The organism is Rhizobium ecuadorense, from assembly GCF_001187535.1.
Lineage (GTDB): Bacteria > Pseudomonadota > Alphaproteobacteria > Rhizobiales > Rhizobiaceae > Rhizobium > Rhizobium ecuadorense.
This window is the reverse complement of sequence record NZ_LFIO01001164.1, coordinates 24,027-41,587: the sequence shown is the minus strand read 5'-3', so window position 1 is coordinate 41,587 and position 17,561 is coordinate 24,027. Positions and strand designations below refer to the sequence as shown.

At 62.6% G+C, this 17,561-nt stretch carries 18 protein-coding genes; 13 read left to right on the top strand and 5 right to left on the bottom strand.

Translation table 11 applies throughout. The annotated features are described in order from the left end of the window. A complete protein-coding gene (nirD, locus tag AF337_RS24895; RefSeq protein WP_116429614.1) occupies positions 1-336 on the top strand; it encodes a nitrite reductase small subunit NirD in 336 nt (111 codons plus the stop codon). Beyond that, positions 336-2,993 (top strand): nitrate reductase, encoded by a 2,658-nt coding sequence (locus AF337_RS24890; protein ID WP_049734235.1) that lies wholly within the window; start codon positions 336-338, stop codon positions 2,991-2,993. The genes nirD and AF337_RS24890 overlap by 1 nt, the downstream gene beginning before the upstream one ends. A 22-nt stretch (positions 2,994-3,015) precedes the next feature. Here AF337_RS24890 and AF337_RS24885 read toward each other — a convergent pair whose 3' ends face one another. Further along, the gene (locus tag AF337_RS24885) at positions 3,016-3,693 is read right to left on the bottom strand and encodes an HAD-IA family hydrolase (protein WP_049734311.1); all 678 of its coding nucleotides are present in this window, start codon (positions 3,691-3,693) and stop codon (positions 3,016-3,018) included. Between the two features lie 115 nt (positions 3,694-3,808). Then, positions 3,809-4,126: a hypothetical protein gene (locus tag AF337_RS24880; RefSeq protein ID WP_049734234.1), complete on the bottom strand. Its 318-nt coding sequence runs from the start codon at positions 4,124-4,126 to the stop codon at positions 3,809-3,811. A 202-nt stretch (positions 4,127-4,328) separates the two neighbouring features. Between AF337_RS24880 and AF337_RS24875 the strand changes: the two genes are divergently transcribed. From AF337_RS24875 to AF337_RS24855, 5 genes are all read left to right on the top strand, one after another. Next, positions 4,329-4,655 (top strand): hypothetical protein, encoded by a 327-nt coding sequence (locus AF337_RS24875; protein WP_049734233.1) that lies wholly within the window; start codon positions 4,329-4,331, stop codon positions 4,653-4,655. Positions 4,656-4,840: 185 nt separating this feature from the next. Beyond that, positions 4,841-6,292 carry a cryptochrome/photolyase family protein gene (locus AF337_RS24870; RefSeq protein WP_049734232.1) on the top strand — a complete coding sequence of 484 codons (1,452 nt, stop codon included), beginning with the start codon at positions 4,841-4,843 and terminating at the stop codon, positions 6,290-6,292. Beyond that, entirely contained in the window at positions 6,289-7,620 is a 1,332-nt protein-coding gene (locus tag AF337_RS24865; protein ID WP_049734231.1) for an NAD(P)/FAD-dependent oxidoreductase, read from the top strand. The genes AF337_RS24870 and AF337_RS24865 overlap by 4 nt, the downstream gene beginning before the upstream one ends. Continuing rightward, a complete protein-coding gene (locus AF337_RS24860; RefSeq protein WP_049734230.1) occupies positions 7,617-8,468 on the top strand; it encodes a DUF1365 domain-containing protein in 852 nt (283 codons plus the stop codon). Before AF337_RS24865 ends, AF337_RS24860 begins: the two co-directional genes overlap by 4 nt. Positions 8,469-8,663: 195 nt before the next feature. Next, a complete protein-coding gene (locus AF337_RS24855; protein ID WP_049734229.1) occupies positions 8,664-9,923 on the top strand; it encodes an SAM-dependent methyltransferase in 1,260 nt (419 codons plus the stop codon). Here the strand turns inward: AF337_RS24855 and AF337_RS24850 are convergent, their stop codons facing one another. Both AF337_RS24850 and AF337_RS24845 read right to left on the bottom strand, forming a co-directional pair. Then, a complete protein-coding gene (locus tag AF337_RS24850; protein ID WP_049734228.1) occupies positions 9,924-10,757 on the bottom strand; it encodes an SDR family NAD(P)-dependent oxidoreductase in 834 nt (277 codons plus the stop codon). It abuts the gene before it with no gap. A 98-nt stretch (positions 10,758-10,855) separates the two neighbouring features. Beyond that, positions 10,856-11,515 carry a ChrR family anti-sigma-E factor gene (locus tag AF337_RS24845; RefSeq protein ID WP_184344233.1) on the bottom strand — a complete coding sequence of 220 codons (660 nt, stop codon included), beginning with the start codon at positions 11,513-11,515 and terminating at the stop codon, positions 10,856-10,858. Positions 11,516-11,740: 225 nt separating this feature from the next. On the opposite strand from AF337_RS24845, the gene AF337_RS24840 reads away from it, so the two are divergent. The 5 genes from AF337_RS24840 to AF337_RS24820 all read left to right on the top strand — a co-directional run bounded on the left by AF337_RS24840 (position 11,741) and on the right by AF337_RS24820 (position 15,796). Continuing rightward, positions 11,741-12,778 (top strand): cysteine synthase A, encoded by a 1,038-nt coding sequence (locus tag AF337_RS24840; RefSeq protein WP_049734227.1) that lies wholly within the window; start codon positions 11,741-11,743, stop codon positions 12,776-12,778. Between the two features lie 6 nt (positions 12,779-12,784). Further along, complete coding sequence (locus tag AF337_RS24835) at positions 12,785-13,522, top strand: alanyl-tRNA editing protein (protein ID WP_049734226.1); 738 nt, start codon at positions 12,785-12,787, stop codon at positions 13,520-13,522. Between the two features lie 18 nt (positions 13,523-13,540). Beyond that, on the top strand, positions 13,541-14,410 hold the full coding sequence (sseA, locus tag AF337_RS24830) for a 3-mercaptopyruvate sulfurtransferase (protein WP_049734225.1): 870 nt from the start codon (positions 13,541-13,543) through the stop codon (positions 14,408-14,410). A gap of 5 nt (positions 14,411-14,415) precedes the next feature. Beyond that, a complete protein-coding gene (locus tag AF337_RS24825; RefSeq protein WP_049734224.1) occupies positions 14,416-14,976 on the top strand; it encodes a GNAT family N-acetyltransferase in 561 nt (186 codons plus the stop codon). 310 nt (positions 14,977-15,286) lie between these two features. Then, a complete protein-coding gene (locus tag AF337_RS24820) occupies positions 15,287-15,796 on the top strand; it encodes a DUF1203 domain-containing protein (protein ID WP_049734223.1) in 510 nt (169 codons plus the stop codon). 16 nt (positions 15,797-15,812) lie between these two features. Here AF337_RS24820 and ald read toward each other — a convergent pair whose 3' ends face one another. Beyond that, the gene (ald, locus tag AF337_RS24815) at positions 15,813-16,931 is read right to left on the bottom strand and encodes an alanine dehydrogenase (RefSeq protein WP_049734222.1); all 1,119 of its coding nucleotides are present in this window, start codon (positions 16,929-16,931) and stop codon (positions 15,813-15,815) included. A 155-nt stretch (positions 16,932-17,086) separates the two neighbouring features. Between ald and AF337_RS24810 the strand changes: the two genes are divergently transcribed. After that, positions 17,087-17,548, top strand: a complete 462-nt coding sequence (locus AF337_RS24810) for an Lrp/AsnC family transcriptional regulator (protein ID WP_049734221.1) — start codon at positions 17,087-17,089, stop codon at positions 17,546-17,548. The last annotated feature ends 13 nt before the right edge of the window (positions 17,549-17,561 follow it).

Sequence of the window (17,561 nt, the reverse complement as noted above, 5' to 3'; positions counted from 1 at the left end):
ATGGACATGAATTGGATCGCAATCGGTGACATCTCCGATATTCCCTTGCGCGGCGCGCGCTGTGTGAAGACGCCGCAGGGCAAGGTCGCCGTCTTCCGTACGGCCGAAAACGAGGTGTTTGCCATCGAGGATCACTGCCCACACAAGGGCGGCCCGCTCTCCCAGGGCATCGTGCATGCCAAGGCCGTCACCTGCCCGCTGCACAATTGGGTGATCTCGCTGGAAACCGGCAAGGCGCTCGGCGCCGACCAGGGCGAGGTGCGCACAATACCGGTCCGCAACGAGGACGGCGCCCTCTTCATCGCGCTGGAAAGCCTGTTGATGGCGGCTGAATAATGGCGGCTGAAGTCAAGACCACCTGCCCCTATTGCGGCGTCGGCTGCGGCGTCATCGCCACGGTCGACGAGGCGGGCGCCGTTAGCGTCAAAGGCGATCCCGAGCATCCGTCGAATTTCGGCCGGCTCTGCTCGAAGGGCTCGGCGCTTGCCGAAACCATCGATCTCGACGGCCGGCTTCTCCATCCCGAGATCGCAGGCGCACGCAGCGGCTGGGACGAGGCGCTCGATCTGGTCGCCCGGCGTTTCTCCGAAACGATCGCCGAACACGGACCTGATTCCGTTGCCTTCTACGTCTCCGGCCAGTTGCTGACCGAAGATTACTACCTCGCCAACAAGCTGATGAAGGGCTTCATCGGTTCGGCCAATATCGACACCAATTCCAGGCTCTGCATGTCCTCGTCGGTCGCCGGCCATCGCCGCGCCTTCGGCGCCGATACCGTGCCAGGGACCTATGAGGATATCGAGCTTGCGGATTTGGTGGTGCTCACCGGCTCCAACCTCGCCTGGTGTCATCCCGTCATCTACCAGCGGCTGGCCGCCGCAAAAGCGGCGCGGCCGAACATGCGGATCGTCGTCATCGATCCGCGCCGGACGATGACATGCGATATAGCCGATCTGCATCTGGCCATCCGCCCGGACGGCGATGTCGCGCTGTTCATGGGGCTGCTCGCCCATCTCGCGACAAGTCCTGCGATCGACCAGAATTATATCGCCTCCCATACGGAAGGTTTTGCCGGCGCCTTTGCTGCGGCCGCAGCGCTCGATATCAACGATCTGCTGGAACGGACCGGCCTGCCGGCCATGCAGATCCGGGAATTCTTCCGCCTGTTCGAAACGACGCAAAAAGTCGTGACCTGCTACAGCCAGGGCGTCAATCAATCCTCCTCCGGCACCGACAAGGTCAATGCCATCCTCAACTGCCATCTGGCGACCGGCCGCATCGGCCGTCCTGGTATGGGCCCCTTCTCGCTCACCGGCCAGCCGAACGCCATGGGCGGGCGCGAGGTCGGCGGTCTTGCCAATATGCTGGCCGCCCATATGGCGATCGAGAATGCGGATGACCGCGACCGGGTGCAGCGTTTCTGGAAATCGCCGGTCATTGCAGCAAAACCAGGTTTGAAAGCGGTCGACATGTTCCGCGCCGTCGCCGACGGGCGCATCAAGGCGCTCTGGATCATGGCCACCAATCCCGTCGTCTCGATGCCGGATGCAAACAGCGTCGAAAGCGCGATCGCCGCCTGTCCCTTCGTCGTCGTCTCCGACATCCTGAAGGAGACCGATACGGCCCGGCATGCAAATGTGCTTCTGCCCTCGCTCGGCTGGGGCGAGAAGGACGGCACCGTCACCAATTCCGAGCGGCGCATTTCCAGGCAGCGGCCGTTTCTCGGCATTCCCGGCGACGGGAAAGCCGACTGGTGGCAGCTTGCGGAGGTCGGACGCCGCATGGGATTTGCCGCCGCCTTCGATTTCGATAGGCCGGCCGAGATCTTCGCCGAACACGCCGCCCTGTCCGCCTTCGAAAACAACGGCAGCCGCGATTTCGACATCGGCGCCCGCGCCGATATCTCAGGCGCCGCTTATGAGCAGCTGTCGCCCTTCCAATGGCCGCAGGCGGCAGGGTCAGAACCCGGCGTCACCCGCTTCTTCGCCGATGGCGGTTTCTACCATGGCGACGGCAAGGCGCGCTTCGTCGCGGTGCAACCGCCGGCAACGGACCGCACCAATGCCGACTTCCCCTTCACGCTGAATACCGGGCGCATCCGCGACCAGTGGCACACGATGACGCGAACCGGGAAGAGCGCGCGGCTGTCCGCCCATATCGCCGAACCCTTTGCGGAGATCCATCCGCGCGACGCTATCGAGACCGGTATATCGAGCGCCGGGCTCGTCGAGATCGACAGCCCGTTCGGCAAGGCGATTGTCCGTGCGCTGGTGACCGATCGCCAGGCGCGCGGCGGCATCTTCGCGCCGATGCACTGGAACGACCAGTTCGCGGCAAAAGCGCGGATCGACGCCGTGGTCGCGCCGATCACCGATCCCTTTTCCGGCCAGCCGGCGTCGAAGAACGTTGCCGTCGCCGTCCGGTCCTTCCCCGCCAGCCATTACGGTTTCGCCGTCTCATCGGCAAAACCCGTAGCACCTGATGCGGCCTATTGGGCGCTGGCCAAAGCCGAGGGCGGCTGGCGGCTGGAGCTTGCCTTCGACCGGAGCGTCGAAGACTGGACGGCCTGGTGCCGGTCGGTTTTCGCCATTCCCGATGAGATCGAACCGCTGGGTTACGCCGACCGGCAATCGGGCGACCTCAGGCTCGCCTTCTTCGACGGCGAGACGCTGCTCGCCGCGCTGTTCCTTGCCCGCGAACCGGTCGCCGTCGCGCGCAACTGGGCGATTTTGCAGCTCTCGGTCGCGCATGGTGATTTGAGGAAACGCTTTGCGCTCGTCGCAGGTCGTCCCGGCGCCGGCAGGCCGGATCCGGGCGCCACCGTCTGTTCCTGCTTCAGCGTCGGAGTCAATCAGATCGCTGCCGCCGTGCGTGGCGGATGCCACAGCGTCGAGGCGGTCGGCAAGGAAACGAGCGCCGGGACCAATTGCGGCTCCTGCCGCGGCGAAATCGGCAGGATCATCGATCGCTGTCTTGCCGCGGCCGCAGAGTGAAAGGCCGGAAACGCGGCTGCTGTCAGGCCGCGTTCGGCATGATGAACATCTTATGGTCGGCTGAGATGCGCACCGAGATCTCGTCATAGGATGCGAAGGTCGGATGCGGCGTTTCCATCTTGTCATGATGGGTTGCCGTGACGACCATGACATCGGCGCCCGCCGCCTCGCCGGCAGCAATGCCGGCGGCGACATCCTCGAACACCAGGCAGTCCCGCGGGCTGACGCCGAGGCGTTCGGCGCCGAGAATATAACATTGCGGGTCGGGTTTTCCGACCTTGACGTCCTCCGCCGTCACCATGAATTTCGGCAGCGACAGGCCGGCCGCCTCCAGCCGCCGGCGGGCAAGACGCAACGGCGAGGAGGTGACGATCGCCCAGCGATCCGGCGGCAGCGAACTCAGGAATGCCGCGGCACCTGAAATGGGAACGACATCGCTGACATCGGCGATCTCGGCCTCGGTCACCAGCCTCGCCTCATCTTCTGGATCGACGCCTGGCAGGTTCAGCCGGGTGATCGTGTCAATGCCGCGCGATCCGTGCATTTTCGGCAAAAAGCCGGCGACATCGAGCCCGTGACGCCTTGCCCAGTCGCTCCATGCACGCTCGGCCGCTTTGATCGAATTGAGGATGGTGCCGTCCATATCGAACAGGAAGGCGGCATAAGGCTTCTCGAAGCCACGGGGCGTCGGCACGGACAAAAGCGGATCCTTTAAGGAAAGCATCGGATGGTTGTCGTATCGCGCGATGAAACGGCAAATCACCGCCTTTTGCAAGCGTCGACAGCAAGAGGCAGCGGCTGCAAAACTCCCTTCCCTAAAAAGCCGCCTTGCCGGAGGAGGCAATCAGATCGCAGGAGAGGCGAAGGCCGATCGGGTCGTGGCAGAGGTCATCGGCGCCTTCGGCGAGTTCCAATGCGGCCGGAGTGTCGGCGCGTAGGTAGGCCTGTGTTGTTGGATCGATGCGCTTGGGTATGGCGGTCCATAGCGAGGGGCGACTGATGTCGATCGCGGAGATACCGGCCTTCTCGCCGCCCATGGCAGAGGATGCGATTGCCATGCCGCTTGCCGTCAGGGCGAGTGCGAGGGCAATCTGGAGACCGATATCTGCGGCCTCGCGCGGGGAAACGAACATAGCGGCCTCATGCTGCTGATTTCTAGCGTTTCACCATGTCCCTAAGGCAGGCAGCAGCGACGATCCAGCGGCTTCGCCGGTTAAGGTTTATGCGTAACCATGCAAGGCGCGCGTGCAGTTTTTCGCAAAATATTGGAACAATGAATCCGTCGGGCAGTTAGCCGAGGGCCACCCAAGATGAAAATCAAAGGAGGATATCCTCATGACCAAGTCCCTTATTGCCGCTTCGCTGCTCGCGATCGGTATGGCATCGTCGGCCTTTGCCCAGTCGAACCCCGACCCGATCGGGCCGACGAATGGCGGCTCGACCGATCCGAGTTCGGGTAGCTATTCGTCGGATTACACCAACAGTGACAACGGCATGTATCCGGTGCAGGTCGCGCCGGTCGATCCAACCACCACGCAGAGCATCGGCCAGCCGCAAACGATGGAATGCCCCGGCATGCCGCAGCAGATGTCCGGCGTCGACACACGCGGCGGTCAGAGCGGCGCATCGATCAGCGAAGCCTGCCGCGAATACGACAATTGACAGGCACCTTCGCTCCCTAAATATGTCGCGCGAACGCGCGCCACGTTTGGAAAAGGCCGGTTCACGCCGGCCTTTTTCAGGTCGTCGCCACCATGATGAAAAGCTTTCCCTCCGGATGAAACTTTTGATCCGGGCGTTCCGTACATCCGTAGCAGGGTGAAAAAACAGAGCAGGGAACGGCTTCATTGGCAAAGGACACGCTAAAACCTGTCATCTTATGGTTTCGCAGGGATTTGCGCCTTGACGACAATCGGGCCCTCCATGCCGCCCATCTCTCCGGGCGACCGATCATCCCCCTTTATATCAACGAGCCTACGGCAGCCGGCACGGGTCCGCTCGGCGCTGCGCAGGCCTGGTGGCTGCATCATTCGTTGGAAGCGCTTGATAGATCATTGCACGAGCGGCAGGGCGGGCTGGTGTTTGCCAGCGGCGATGCGCTCGATGTGCTCCGCGCCGTCATCAAAAAGAGCGGTGCCGAAGCCGTTTTCTGGAACCGACGATACGATCCGTCGGGCATCTCGGTCGACAAGCACATCAAGCAGGAATTGGAAAAACAGCCGATCGAGGCGAGAAGTTTCGGCGGCCAGCTGCTGCACGAACCGTCCAGGCTGATGACCGGCAGCGGCACTCCCTATCGGGTCTATACGCCATTCTGGCGCGCGCTGGAGGGTGCGGGCGAAGCCGAGCCGCCGTTGGAGGCGCCGGCGAAGCTGCGGCTGGCAGCGCAGCGTCCGGCATCGGAAACATTGAAGAGCTGGAAACTGTTGCCGACGAAGCCGGACTGGGCGAAGGACTTTACCGATCTCTGGACGCCGGGCGAGCAAGGCGCAAGAGAGAGGCTCAGCGTCTTCGTCGAGGACGAACTCAAGGGCTACAAGGAAAACCGCGACTATCCGGCGAAACTGGCGACCTCGATGCTGTCGCCGCATCTGGCGCTTGGCGAGATCTCCCCTGCCCGCATCTGGGATGCGACGCGCGGACTGTCGAACCGGATGCCGGCGGCCGACATCGTGCATTTCCGCAAGGAGATCGCCTGGCGCGAATTCTCCTACCACCTGCTTTTCCATTTTCCGCGTCTTGCCTCGGAGAACTGGAACGATCGTTTCGACGGCTTTAAATGGCGCAACGACGACGGGGATTTCGAGGCGTGGCGGCGCGGCATGACCGGCTACCCGATCGTCGATGCCGGCATGCGCCAGCTCTGGCGTCACGGCTGGATGCACAATCGGGTGCGCATGATCGTCGCCTCCTTCCTCATCAAGGATCTGATGATCGACTGGCGCCGCGGCGAGGCCTGGTTCCGCAACACGCTGGTCGATGCCGATCCCGCCAACAATGCGGCAAGCTGGCAGTGGGTGGCGGGCTCGGGAGCCGACGCGTCACCCTTCTTCCGCATCTTCAATCCGATGCTGCAGGGCGAGACTTTCGATCCCGACGGCGACTATGTCAGAGCTCATGTGCCGGAGCTGCAACGGCTTGGGGCAAAATACATCCACCGACCGTTCGAGGCGCCGAAGAACGCGCTCGACGAGGCCGGCATCATCCTCGGGCAGACCTATCCGAAACCGATCGTCGACCATGCCAGCGCCCGCGACCGAGCGCTCGCGGCCTACAAAGCCACGAAGGACGCCGCATGAACGCGCATTTCCGCCCCGCCTCGCGCCGGCTGAAGATCGCCGTCATCGGCTCCGGCATCTCTGGCGCCTCGGCGGCCTGGGCGCTCGACCCCGTGCACGACGTGACGCTCTACGAAAGCCAGGCGCGGGCGGGCGGCCATACGGCGACGGTCGACGTCGATTATGACGGGGTTCGGATTGCGGTCGATACCGGCTTCATCGTCTATAACGAACAGAATTATCCGAACCTGACGGCGCTCTTTGCCGAGCTCGGCATCGCCACCCATACCAGCGACATGAGTTTTTCGCTCTCGCTCGACCGCGGCAGGCTGGAATGGAGCGGCGGCGGGCTGTCCTCGATCTTCGCCCAAAAGCGCAACCTGCTGCGGCCGTCGTTCCTGTTGATGATCCGCGAGATCCTCCGCTTCAACCGCACCTGCCTCGAAGATCGGGCCGCCGGTCACCTCGCCTCACGCTCGATCGGCGATTATCTCGACTGGCGCGGCTTCTCGCCCGGCTTTACCAACAATTATCTCGTGCCGATGGCGGCGGCGATCTGGTCGACGCCGTCGGCCCGCATGCTGCAGTTCCCGGCCGAATATTTCGTCAATTTCTTCGACAATCACCGGCTGATCTATCGCCGCCAGCACCAATGGCGGACGGTGACCGGCGGCAGCCGCTCCTATCTAGACCGGCTGCTGAAGCCGCTCGGCGGACGGGTGAAACTGTCCTGCGGCATACGCGGGGTGATCCGTTCGGAGAGCGGCGTCACGCTTATCGACGAGACGGGCGGCCAGCGGCCGTTCGACAAGGTGATCCTTGCCTGCCATAGCGATCAGACGGCACGCCTGCTCATCGATGCCACCGACCGGGAAAGGCGGCTGCTCGCCGCCATTCCCTACCAGCCGAACCGCGTCGTCCTGCATTGCGACCAAAAGCTGATGCCGCAGCGGCGCAAGGTCTGGGCCTCGTGGAACTATCTGCGCTCCAGCCGGGAGGATGGCAAGGCGGGTGTCGCCGTCACCTATTGGATGAACCGGCTGCAGGGCATCGACGATAATTTCCCGTTATTCGTAACGCTCAACCCCGACCGCGAGCCGGATCCCCGCATGGTATTTGCGGAATTCACCTATGAGCATCCACAATTTTCGGCCGACGCCATGGCAGCGCAGCGGACGCTCGCCGCCATCCAGGGTGAGAACCATTGCCATTTCGCCGGCGCCTGGACGGGATATGGATTTCATGAGGATGGCCTGGTTTCCGGCCTGGCGGCAGCCGAGGCGCTGGGGGGCATCATTCCCTGGCGAACGGCGCGAAGCCTGAAACCGCAACCGGATGCAGCGGCATGAGCGGACGAGGCAAAAAGCACGGCGTCAGCATGAGCGGCAACGGCGCTGCGCCGGATGCGGCGGCCGCGCTCTATGTCGGTGACATCATGCATCAACGCCTGAAACCCTTCGGCCATCGTTTCCGCTACCGCGTCTTCTCCCTACTCGTCGATCTCGATCGGCTTGAAGCGGCCGATCGGTTGTCGGCGCTGTTTTCCGTCAACGGCCGCAATCTCGTCTCGTTTCATGAAAAGGACCATGCCGATACGGCGAGCACGCCGCTGCGCGCCTACGCCGACCGGCTGCTTGCTGAGGCCGGGCTCGAGCGCGCGGCAAGGATATTGCTCGTCTGCTATCCCCGCGTTCTCGGCTATGTTTTCAACCCGATCTCTGTCTATCACGCTTATGATGGCGGCGGCGCCCTCGTCGCGATGATCTACGAGGTGCGCAACACTTTCGGCGAGCGGCATAGTTACGTCTGTCCTGTCGGCGATGGCGATATGTCGGAAGGCGGGCTCCGTCAGAGCTGCGACAAGCTCTTCCACGTCTCGCCCTTCATCGGCATAGCGGCGCGCTATCACTTCCGCATGCTGCCGCCCGGCGCGGAAATCCGCTGGCGCATCCTCGAAACCGACGGCGAAGGGCCGCTGCTTGCGGCGACATTCTCAGGTCGGCAGCTGCCGTTGACCAGCGCCGCGCTGCTCCGGCTGACCGCGGACATCCCTTTCCTCCCCTTCAAGATCGTGGCCGGGATCCATTGGGAAGCTCTGAAACTGTGGCTCAAGGGCGCGCGTTATATCAGCCGTCCGGCGCCTCCGCCTGCCGTCAGCATTCACCGGCGCCAGCCGCTTGCGGACGCCGCGGATTGACTTTGCAGCGCCGCGCGTTCTGACACGACGCGCAGAGACGCTGCAGCGCTTTGAACTGCTGCATAATTTTTCCTAATTCGATTCCGATTGAGGAAATTATGCAGTAGCCTTGCCTACAATGGCCGGAGGCCGCCCGAGCATCGTCACGGATGTATCGTCGTCCCTAACCGGCAAGAAAATGCTGGAGGAGGAAAGATGAGCAAGGCGCAGGATTGGAATGTGCTGGCCCGTGACGCGGTGACGCTGACGGCCGAAAATATATCCCGTCTGGTGAAGGGGCTGCCCTTCAAGGCGAAGCTGGCGCTGCGCGGACTTCTGCGCATGCAGCACGGTTCGCTGGCCGTCACCCTGCCCGACGGCCGCAGGCTGCTGATCGAGGGCAAGCAGGCCGGGCCGAAGGCGGCTCTCAGCCTCAACAACTGGAACCTTGCCTATCGGGCCCTGACGAGCGGCACGATCGGGGTTGCCGAAACCTATATGGACGGCGACTGGGACAGTCCCGACATCGCCGCCTTCCTCGAACTTTTCCTCATCAACGGCGAGGCCGTCTACAGCTATTCCAATGGCAAGGGCGGCATTGGCCGCCTGCTCGAGCGCGTCCGCCATTGGATGAATACCAATACCAAGACGGGCTCGAAGCGCAACATTTCCGCCCATTACGATCTCGGCAATGATTTCTACAGGCAGTGGCTCGATCCGAGCATGACCTATTCCTCGGCACTCTATTCCACCGGGGCCAACGACCTGCAATCGGCGCAGAATGCCAAATACCGCGCGCTCGCCGAGGCGACCGGCATCAGGCCCGGCGATCACGTGCTGGAGATCGGCTGCGGCTGGGGCGGTTTTGCCGAATTTGCAGCAGGCGAACTGAACTGCAAGGTAACCGGGCTGACGATCAGCCGCGAGCAACTGGCCTTTGCCGAGGAGCGCATCCGCAAGGCCGGTCTCGGCGACCGCGTCGAATTCCGCTTCCAGGATTACCGCGACGAGACCGGGCTTTACGACCGGATCGTCTCGATCGAGATGTTCGAAGCGGTCGGCGAGAAATACTGGCCGTCCTATTTCTCCAAGCTCCGGCAATGTCTGAAGCCGGGCGGCAAGGCCGGCCTGCAGATCATCACGATCCGGCCGGAGGCCTTCGACCAGTATCGCAGCAACCCCGACTTCATCCAGAAATATGTCTTTCCCGGCGGCATGCTGCCGACGCGCAACCATCTGGCGGAACTTGCCGGCAAGGTCGACCTGTCACTGGTCAGGGACTTCGGCTTCGGGCTCGACTATGCCCGCACGCTTGCCGAATGGCGCGAACGCTTCTGGTCGGTCTGGGAGCGCATCCGCCCGATGGGCTTCGACGAGCGTTTCAAGCGGCTCTGGGAATTCTATCTGTTCTATTGCGAAGCCGGCTTCCGCGCCCGCAATATCGATGTGCGCCAGGTCGTATTCTCGCGCAGCTGATCATTCCGCCGGATGCGGTGTCACCGGATGGCGACCAGCCGATGACGGCCGCTCACGCCAGCCGGTCACGCGATTCACCAGCATGAAGTAGGCGCTGTAGGGAAGCATGCGCGCAAGCTTCAGCATCATGGTGAAGCGCCTGGGGAAGGAAATCTCGAAGGCCTGCGATTTCAGCCCGGCGGCAATCTGCCGGGCGGCTTCGTCGGTCGACACCAGGGACGGCATGGGAAAGGCGTTCTTCCGCGTCGCCGGTGTGTCGACGAAGCCCGGGCAGATGAGCTGGATACGGATGCCCATCTTGTCGAGATCGAATTTCAGGCTTTCGGCCATATTGATCAGCGCCGCCTTGGTGGCACCGTAGGCAGCGCCCGTCGGCAGGCCGCCATAACCGGTGACGGAGGAGACGATGGCGATCTGTCCCTGCCCTTTTGCCTTCATATGGCGGACCGCCGGCAACAGACAATTGACGACGCCGGAGAGATTGACGGCGAAGCTCTTTTCGAAATCGGCGCGGTTCAGGTCCTCGGCATGAACCGGCAGATAGACACCGGCATTGAGGATCGCCATGGCGAGTGTGCCGTGTTCGTATTCGATGGAGGCCATGATATGCTCCATGTCCTCGGCATCGGTGACGTCGCCATCGAGAACGACGATGCTGCCGGCAAGGCCGCTGGCCTCGGCCTGCAGTTCGACCAGCTTTTCATGGCTTCGGGCGGTGACGGCGACCTTGTATCCTTCGCCGGCGAGCTTCAGCGCAAGCGCGCGGCCGATGCCGGAACTCGCACCGGAGATCCAAACGAGTCCATGCTCGGGACGGGCGGTGAAATCACGCATGACATGTTCCTCCGGTTCTGCCTGACCAACACGAAAACAGCTCCGGAAGTTTCTATTCCTCCCGGATTTATGACTCTATCACACCATTGTGGCTGCTTTCAGCCGATCAGGTCGCCGATGATCTGACGAAGGGATCCGGTGAGCTTGACCGGCCCGTCCGAAACGGCAAAGGCGATGCAGGGCCTGTCCTTTTCGGCGACCGGCCGATGGTCGACCGTCTCGTCGGCAATGGAGATATCACCTGGGCCGAAACGGCCGCGTTCATCGTTGAAGGCGCCGTCGAGGATGAGGATCAGTTCCATGCCTTTGTGGGTGTGCGCCGGCAAAGCGCGGCCCGGACGAATCCACATCAGGTTGACCTCGCAGCCGTCGAGTTCGAGGCAATATTCCTTGAAGCCGGGCAACCGCATGCGCCACGGCACGTCCTCGACCTCGAATCCGACGAAATCGCGCAGCGCTTGTGGAAACAGCGCGTTGTCCGGCCGTTTGGCCGCCTGCGGCGCTGCGACCGGAGCGGCAGAGGAGAAGATTGCAGCAAGCTGCCGGTCGCGGTCGGCAATGGCGGTTTCACCTGCGCTTTCCAACGCCTCCCCGGCCAGCAATTCGAGGCTGTCCACCAGGCTGCGATTGTCCGGCTTCATTTCGAGATGGGACCGCACCAGCACACGCGCCGGCTCGGGCAAAGAGCCGGCAACGTAATGCGCCATCAATGCATCGATCGTGTCGATCTGCTCGTCAATCATGCCGGTTTCGGTCACGCCCAGTTGCCGCGCTCCGTTTTCGCTTTGTCGTCATCCGTACGGGGAAAGTCAATCTTCGGATCACCCCGCGCGCGGCAGATTGCGGGCCATGCGTCATTTCGGGGGACGAAGGCCAAATTTTATCGTGCCCGACAGAGGCGTGGAATAGCATTTCTTGCCAACTCAGCCTTGTGAAGGGAAAAGACCGTTCCTAAAGTAAGAGTTCGAATAGAGGCAGATTCCATGACCTTCCACCCTTCCGTCCTCGAAGCCATCGGCAATACGCCCCTGATCAAACTCAAGGGCGCGTCGGCGGCAACCGGCTGCACCATCCTCGGCAAGGCGGAGTTCCTGAACCCCGGCCAATCGGTGAAGGATCGCGCCGCGCTCTTTATCATCCGCGACGCAGAGCGGAAGGGGCTGCTTCGGCCCGGCGGCGTCATTGTCGAAGGCACGGCCGGAAATACCGGCATCGGGCTGACGCTGGTCGCCAAGGCGCTCGGCTACCGCACCGTCATTGTCATTCCGGAAACACAGAGCCAGGAAAAGAAGGACGCGCTGAAACTGCTCGGCGCCGAGCTCGTCGAAGTGCCCGCCGTTCCCTACAAGAACCCGAACAACTACGTGAAGGTATCCGGGCGGCTCGCCGAGCAACTGGCGAAGACCGAGCCGAACGGGGCGATCTGGGCAAACCAGTTCGACAATGTCGCCAACCGCCAGGCGCATGTGGAAACGACCGCTCGGGAAATCTGGAACGATACCGACGGCAAGGTCGACGGCTTCATCTGCTCGGTCGGGTCCGGCGGTACGCTGGCCGGCGTCGCAGCCGGCCTCAAGGCTTTCAAGGCGGATATCAAGATCGGCATCGCCGATCCCGACGGCGCCGCTCTTTATGAGTTCTATCAGAACGGCACACTGAAATCCGAGGGTTCCTCGATCACCGAGGGGATCGGCCAGGGCCGTATCACCGCCAATCTGGAAGGCTTCACCCCCGATTTTTCCTATCGGGTCTCCGATGCCGAAGCGCTTCCCTATCTTTTCGACCTCGTCGAAAACGAGGGCCTGTGCCTTGGCGGCTCGACGGCGATCAACATTGCCGGCGCGGTCAAACTCGCCCGGGATCTCGGCCCCGGCCACACGGTGGTGACGATCCTCTGCGATTACGGCAACCGCTATCAGTCGAAGCTCTTCAACCCTGATTTCCTGACCTCGAAGGGACTGCCCGTTCCGGGCTGGATGGCCAAGTCGCCCGAGATAGACGTTCCCTACGAACCCGCGTGAGACCCCATGCCCGTCAATGCCCTTTATCGTGACGACTTCTATCTCTCGACATGCGAGGCGGTCGTCACCGCCGTGCACGAGGATGGGGGCATTGAACTCGACCAGACCTGCTTCTATGCGACGTCGGGCGGCCAGCCGGGTGACACCGGCGAGCTGGAACGCGCCGACGGCAGCAAGATCGCACTCGGCCAGACGAAACACGGTCCGAGCAAGGATATCGTCATCCACGTGCCGCTCGAAAACGAGCCGCGGCCTGTGGTTGGCGAGACGTTGGTGCTGCATGTCGACTGGCTGCGCCGCTACAGGCTGATGCGCATGCACACGGCCTGCCATCTGCTGTCCGTCGTCTGCTCCTATCCGATCACCGGGGCTGCCGTCGGCGAGGAGGAAAGCCGCGTCGATTTCGACATGAGCGAGACGATCGACAAGGACGAGGTTACGGCCAGCCTGATGGAACTGGTCGGTCAGAACCATCCGGTCTACCTGCAGTGGATCACCGACGAAGAACTTGCCGCCAATCCCGACATCGTCAAATCGAAGAATGTCCGCCCGCCGATCGGGCTCGGGCGCGTCAGCCTCGTCTGCATCGGCGAGAACTCGTTGATTGACAGCCAGCCCTGCGGCGGCACACATGTCTCCGAGACACAGGAAGTCGGCCAGATCCATATCGCCAAAATCGAAAAGAAGGGCAAGGAGAACCGGCGCTTCCGCATCCGCTTCGGCACGCCCGGCGACGACGCCTGAGCATCAAGGGAGAGCATAATGAGTGAGAGCAAGAGCCGTTTCGTCGTGTCGGCCGATTGGCTGCAGGCCGAACTCGGCAAACCGGATCTGCGCGTGCTGGACGCTTCCTTCTACCTTCCGGCGCAGAAACGCGATGCCGATGCCGAATATGCGGCCGGCCATATTCCCGGCGCCATCCGCTTCGACCAGGACAAGATCGCCGACCACTCGACGTCGCTGCCGCACACGATCCCCTCGCCCGATTATTTCGCCGCAGAAGTCGGCCGGCTCGGCATCAGCGAGAAGGATCGCATCGTCGTCTATGACGGCATCGGCCTGTTCGCCTCGCCGCGCGTCTGGTGGCTGTTCCGGGTGATGGGCGCAAAGAATGTTTTCGTGCTCGACGGTGGTCTAGACGGCTGGAAGGCCGAAGGCCGGCCGCTTGAAACCGCGACGCCCAGCCATGCGCCGGCGGTCTTCACGCCCGATTTCGACGCGAGCCGCGTGGTGACGCTCGACAGCATGCGCGATATCGTCTCGAGCGGCGCGATGCAGATCGCCGATGCCCGCAGCGCCGGCCGCTTCGCTGCTGCCGAGCCCGAGCCGCGTGCCGGCATGCGCTCCGGCCATATGCCTGGCGCCCGCAGCCTGCCTTCCGGCTCCTTCGCCAACCAGGGCCGGTTCAAATCGCTGCCCGAACTGCGCCAGACGATCGAGGATGCCGGCATCGATCTTTCCAAGCCTGTCGTCACCTCCTGCGGCTCGGGCATCACTGCCGCGATCATCACGCTGGCGCTGGAATCGCTCGGCCATCACGACAACAAGCTTTACGACGGCTCGTGGAGCGAATGGGGCAGCCGTGACGATACGCCCATCGTCACCGGCCCGCCAACACCGGTCAAAGCCTGATCGCCATGGGGAAGACACCTGCTTCTTTGAAAGCTCACATCACGCGGCTCGAAATGACGGCGGCGCCGAAGGCAAGCATGCCGGTGCCCGTCAATATCCAGACGGCCATCATGCGCGCGCCTGCGATCCCGCTGCCGTTCTACCGCTATCTCTACCGGCAGGTCGGCGCGCGCTGGCAATGGGTGGACCGGCTGCGGATGAGCGACGAGCAACTTGCCCAGACGCTGAACGACAAGCGCAACAATATCAGCGTCCTCTATGTGAACGGCGCGCCGGCCGGCTTTTACGAATATTTCTGTGAGGACGAGGATACGATCGAGCTCAGCCATTTCGGCCTGATCGAACATGCGCTCGGCCTCGGCATCGGCAAATGGTTCCTGCTGCAGGCGCTCTACGCCATCTGGTCGCTCAATCCGAAGCGGGTCACCACCACAACGAACAATCTCGATCACCCCCGCGCACTGCAGCTCTACCAGATGTACGGCTTCTCCCCGGTTTCCACAGGCACCGGCATTGTCCGGCCGCTCAGCGACAAGGAGTTGCTGGAGATGGCACGGAAAGGCTGAGGGTTTGGGTTGCTTTTCCGACGCCCCCGCCACCCTCATTCCTGTCCTCGGGCTTGACCCGAGGGATGTCACAGGAATCCAGCCACGGCGCGTCCGCGCCGAGAATGAAGCAATACCATAACCGAAAAAGTCTATCGCACCCAAGGACTTGGGCGCACTGGATTCCTGTGACGAGCAAAGGAATGAGGGAGGAGAGGTGGAAATTCTCCACCAATCGTTGATGAGCCGGCGACAATTGGCAACGCGCAAGAAACGGGTGGCTTGGGCAAGGGTCCGGGCGCAATTTCATGGCGATCACAGGAGATTTGCCATGACCGCCATTCGTTTTTCCGCCATGCCGACCGCCGATGCTAGAGCCCTCTGGAACGGCGGTCGCGACGCCTATGATAATCTTCCCGAGACGATTATATCGGACGGTGACGGCAACCCTTGCCGCCATTGCCTGCAGAATATCGAAGAGGGCGACGAGTTTCTGGTTTTCGCCTACCGGCCCTTCCCGGCTCTGCAGCCCTATGCCGAGACCGGGCCGATTTTCCTGCACAAGCAGCCCTGCCGGCGTTACGCCGCCGAGGAGGTCCAGCCGCCGATGCTGACGATGAGCCCGGACTTCATCGTCCGCGGCTATGGCGAGAACGACCGCATCGTCTACGGCACCGGCGCGGTGACCGAGATCGCCGATATTCCGGCCTATGCCCAGACATTGCTGGCGCGGCCTGAGATTGCCTACGTGCATGTGCGCTCGGCGCGCAACAACTGCTTCCAGTGCCGGATCGACAAGGTAAGGGCGCCGGCCCTTGCGGAGACCGGCGCCCTCGCCTAACCATGAGTCAGGCAGCTTACGCTACGTTCAGCACGCTTTCCGGCGCGAAGGCCTCGTAGCCGAGCGCCTCGGCCACCGGCCTGTTGGTGATGCGGCCCTTATGCACATTGAGGCCGTTCCTCAGGTGCTTGTCTTCGGCAATGGCGCGCAGGCCGCGATCGGCAAGCGCCAGGCCGTGGACGAGCGTCGCATTGTTCAGCGCATGCGCCGAGGTGACGGGGACAGCGCCCGGCATGTTGGCGACGCAATAATGCACGACGCCCTCGACCTCGTAGGTCGGGTCGGAATGGGTCGTCGCATGCGAGGTCTCGAAGCAGCCGCCCTGGTCGATGGCGACGTCGACGACGACAGCGCCCTTTTTCATGCCCGACAGCATTTCGCGGGTGACGAGTTTCGGCGCGGCAGCACCGGGGATCAGCACGGCGCCGATGATGAGATCGGCCGAGAAGACCTCCTCCTCCAGCGCCTGGATGCTGGAATAACGGGTGTGGATGCGGCCGGCAAAGATATCATCGAGCTGGCGCAGGCGCGGCAGCGACCGGTCGAGAATGCTGACATCGGCGCCAAGGCCGGCGGCCATCCGAGCGGCATGCAGGCCGACGACGCCGCCGCCGATGACCGCAACCTTGGCCGGCAGCACGCCGGGCACGCCGCCGAGCAGGACGCCGAGGCCGCCATTAGCCTTCTGCAGCGCCGTCGCGCCAGCCTGGATCGACAGGCGGCCGGCGACTTCCGACATCGGCGCCAGCAGCGGCAGGCCGCCGCGCTCGTCGGTCACCGTCTCATAGGCGATCGCGGTGACGCCGGAGGCGATCAGACCCTTGGTCTGTTCCGGATCGGGCGCCAGATGCAGATAGGTATAGAGAAGCTGACCGTCGCGCAGTTGCGCCCATTCGGAGGGCTGCGGCTCCTTCACCTTGACGATCATATCGCATTTTTCAAAGATATCCTTGGCGGAGGCGGCGATTTTCGCGCCAGCCGCGGCATAAGCGGCGTCATCGGCGCCGATGCCGGCACCCGCCTTCGTCTCCACCCAGACCTCATGGCCATGGGCGACGTATTCGCGCACCGAAGCCGGCGTCAGGCCGACGCGATATTCATGATTCTTGATTTCCTTCGGGCAACCGACACGCATTGGCGTTCCTCTCATTTTATCTCCGCGGCCGCGGATTTTTCGGATGAGGAATCCAACCATCAAGGCAGTGAAATGTCCTTGCAAAGACGATTTGCCAATAGGTGATTTTTCGGTGATTATTGCGCTCAATGCCTCTCAATTCGAAGGTTATTCGAATGGCTGATCTCGATACCATCGATCTTGCGATTCTCCGGACTTTGCAGGCCAATGCCCGCATCACCAATGCCGAGCTTGCCGAGCGGATCGGCCTGTCGCCTTCGGCCTGTTCGCGCCGGCTCGACATTCTGGAGAGAAGCGGCGTCATCGGCGGCTATCATGCGCGGCTTTCGCACAAGGCGCTCGACTACAAGATGATTGCCATCGTGCATATCTCGCTGTCGGGCCAGTTCGCCAAGACGCTGGCGGAATTCGAGGCGGCGGTGAAGCTGTGCCCGAACGTGCTCGTCTGTTATCTGATGTCGGGCGAATACGACTATATTCTCAGGGTCGCTGCCCGCGATCTCGAGGATTATGAACGCATCCACCGCGACTGGCTGTCGGCCCTGCCCCACGTCGTCAAGATTAATTCGAGCTTTGCCCTCAGAGAGATCATCGACAAGCCGAATGTCGGGCTTTGAGCCCTTGCATATG